The sequence below is a fragment of the Microbacterium sp. ISL-103 genome, from assembly GCF_018613995.1.
Lineage (GTDB): Bacteria > Actinomycetota > Actinomycetes > Actinomycetales > Microbacteriaceae > Microbacterium.
The window spans coordinates 1-2,909 of record NZ_JAGGPD010000157.1 but is presented as its reverse complement, the minus strand read 5'-3'; the positions used below and the strand labels follow the sequence as shown (position 1 = coordinate 2,909).

Below are 2,909 nucleotides of genomic sequence, written 5' to 3'. Positions count from 1 at the left end.
CCTCGGTGCGCTCACCGAGGTCGAGGCGCGACTCGCCGAGCTGAAGGCCGGCGGCCCGGCTCCCCGTCAGGCCATCGAAGGCTCCTGACAGTCCTCGCGGATGCCCCGGACCCGGTGTCCGGGGCATTCGCTCTTTCATAGCTGGAGGCACCCATGGTGCGATTCCTCGTCGTCCCGCAGTGGCAGGGCTCCCCCGCCGCACGCGCGATGCTTCTCGTCGACGGTGCGACGGCGATCGCCGGCGACCTTCCCCGAGCGTCGACGACCGTGCTCGACGTGCCGGTCGAGGCCGGCGAGTCCCTGGGAACGGGCGTCCGTCGCCTCAGCGCGCTCCTTCATACCCGCGACCTCGTCGAGGCGGCCATGACCGCAGACACCGTGGTGATCGGCGGCGACTGCAGCGTGACCGTCGCGGCCCTGTCCGCTCTTCCCGGGGGCACGGACGACCTGGCCGTGGTGTGGTGCGACGCGCACGCCGACATGCACACGCCCGACACCTCGCCCTCGGGTGCGTTCTCGGGCATGGCCCTTCGAGCGGTGCTCGGAGAGGGCGAGCCTCAGCTCACGGTGTCGCCGGGAATCGCGCGGGATCGTGTGATCGCCGTCGGCATGCGCGACCTCGAAGACGCCGAAGTCACAGCTCTTGACGGCCTCACGCAGCTCTCCGTCGAAGACCTCGACGACCCCGATGCCCTCGCAGCCGCAGTCGAGGCGACCGGGGCGAGCCGGGTATGGGTGCACATCGACGTCGACGTCCTCGATCCTGCAGAGATCGCGGGCGTCTCCTCCCCTGCGCCCTTCGGCCTCGCCCCGGCGACGCTGAGCGCGGCGGTCCGGGCCCTCCGCACCCGCGTCCCGCTGGCGGGAGCGACGATCGCCGGCTTCGCCCCGCGATCGCCCGCCGATGCGGTCGACGATCTCGGAGCACTGCTGCGGCTCGTGGGAGCTGTCGCATGACCGCCGACTGGCGTCCCGCCGCCGAACAGGCGCTCATCCGAGGGAGGCGGCTGGATCGCCGCATCCCCGCGTTCCTCCTGCGCTCGCCGATCAGCCGAGCAGGCTACTGGTGGGGCACGGCGGTCGGGTGGGCCTGGGGCTCGCTGTGGAGCACCGGCCGCGTCGAGCGTCGCTCAGGGCTCTGGGTGTTCCAGGGGATGCCCGAGTGGGCGTTCAACCGTGGCGGCGTCTGCGTGGGCGGCTGCTTCCTGACCGGCGACTCGCGCCCCAGCGACGCCGTGCTGCGACACGAAGCCGTGCACAAGGCCCAGTGGCTGCGCTACGGCATCCTGCTTCCCGTGCTCTACCTCTTCGCAGGCCGAGACCCGCTGCGCAACCGGTTCGAGATCGAGGCAGGGCTCGAAGACGGAAACTACGTGCGACGCAGCCGCCCTCAGTAACCGCGGAGCCGTCAGCTGTCGACGGGCAAAGCCCTCAGCTGTCGACGGGCAAAGCCCTCAGCTGTCGACGGGCGCAGCCCTCAGCGCTCGACCGGCAGGAGTCCGAATCGCTCGGGTGCGTGGATCTGGCCTGGCTCGATGTCGAGAGCGCCCGTCAGGTGCTCGACGATGTCGGCGGTGCCGAGGTATCCGCCCAGAAGCGTGACATGGGTCTCGAGCTCGTCGTCGCACAGCATCTCATCGGCCCAGGCGCAGGTCGCTCGCGCGAGAGCCTGTCCGGGCGCGCAGGCGCGACCCGTACCGGGGGCACCGGAGCGTTGAGCCCTGGCGAGCCAGGTGACGGTCATCCGCCCCGGGGCCTCGATCATCCCGATGTCGGACGCATCTGCGACCTCGATGAAGATACGACCGGAGGCGCAGAGGGGCAGCGTCGCGAGGAACACTTCGAGTTCAGCGAGCGAGTGCTCGTCGGCAGTCACCAGGTGGTGTGCGCGACGACGCGCGGCACGGCGCTCAGCGCGCGTGCTGCGAGTCTCGAGGAAGGTCTCCATGATGCATCCATCGTACACCACATGAAGGGTTGCCTAACCTTGCTCGGGAACCTCTTCCACGAGCGCTGCCCGCAGATCATCGAGCTCCCGGTCGGTCATGCCGTTGGCGCGCAGATAGTCGGCGGCCGATCCCCACCTCGCATCGACGCCCTCGAGCAGAGCCCGCATCACGGGAGCGGGCGACTGGGTTGCCAGAGCGACGGCGTGCACGGCCTCGGGATGCTGCGACCGCAGGTAGGCGGCGATGCGCTCTGACCTCTCCGCCGGCAGCAGCGACTCGGTGAGTGCGTAGTCCGCGACGATCGCCTCACGATCCGCGCCCACCGCGGCGAGCGCGAGAGCCACCGTGACACCGGTGCGGTCCTTGCCCACGGTGCAGTGCACGAGGGTCGGCTCTCCTGCGGCGATGATGCGGATCGCGTCGACCAGTCGTTCTCCGCTCTCCTCGAGGAGGTGCAGATAGAGGTCTTCCAGACTCGTGTCCGTCTCGAAGAACGAACGGACCGACCCCAGGAACAGCGGGAGATGCGTGGTGTCGGGCCCCTCGATCTCGGTCGGCTCCGCGGCGACCTCTTCCCCGTCGCGCAGGTCGACGATGTGCGCGACGCGGCTGCGCACCTCGTTCACCCCCGAGGTGGTGGCGCGCGAGAGCTGCCCCGAGCGCAGCAGCATCCCCGATCGGATGCGCCCACCCGCCGCCGGGAGCCCTCCGACGTCGCGGAAGTTGTTGACGCCGTCGATGTCGAGGACGCTCATGCCTGCGCCTGCGCGGCGCGCGGCGGAACCGGGTATCGCCCGGCGATGACGACCCGGTTGAATGCGTTGATCGAGACGCAGGCCCAGCTCAGGGCAGCGTACTCCTTCTCGGTGAAGACGGCGCCCACGCGGTTGTAGAGGTCGTCGGAGATCCCCTCCTCCGAGATGAAGGTGAAGGCCTCGGCGAGTTCCAGCGCCGCCTCTT

At 70.1% G+C, this 2,909-nt stretch carries 4 protein-coding genes and 1 pseudogene; 2 read left to right on the top strand and 3 right to left on the bottom strand.

Features of this window, described 5'->3' with window-relative positions:
* Positions 1-153: 153 nt before the first annotated feature.
* Both J7E68_RS06680 and J7E68_RS06675 read left to right on the top strand, forming a co-directional pair.
* Positions 154-957, top strand: coding sequence for an arginase family protein (locus J7E68_RS06680; protein WP_215171035.1), 804 nt, complete (start codon positions 154-156; stop codon positions 955-957).
* Positions 954-1,397 (top strand): Fe-S oxidoreductase, encoded by a 444-nt coding sequence (locus J7E68_RS06675; protein WP_215171033.1) that lies wholly within the window; start codon positions 954-956, stop codon positions 1,395-1,397. Before J7E68_RS06680 ends, J7E68_RS06675 begins: the two co-directional genes overlap by 4 nt.
* Before the next feature lie 80 nt (positions 1,398-1,477).
* Here J7E68_RS06675 and J7E68_RS06670 read toward each other — a convergent pair whose 3' ends face one another.
* From J7E68_RS06670 to J7E68_RS06660, 3 genes and pseudogenes are all read right to left on the bottom strand, one after another.
* Positions 1,478-1,948, bottom strand: a complete 471-nt coding sequence (locus J7E68_RS06670) for an SIP domain-containing protein (protein ID WP_215171031.1) — start codon at positions 1,946-1,948, stop codon at positions 1,478-1,480.
* 33 nt (positions 1,949-1,981) lie between these two features.
* The gene (locus J7E68_RS06665; RefSeq protein ID WP_215171029.1) at positions 1,982-2,704 is read right to left on the bottom strand and encodes a tyrosine-protein phosphatase; all 723 of its coding nucleotides are present in this window, start codon (positions 2,702-2,704) and stop codon (positions 1,982-1,984) included.
* Positions 2,701-2,909 (bottom strand): annotated as a pseudogene (locus tag J7E68_RS06660) (carboxymuconolactone decarboxylase family protein); the annotation flags it as partial. The gene J7E68_RS06665 and the pseudogene J7E68_RS06660, both read right to left, overlap by 4 nt.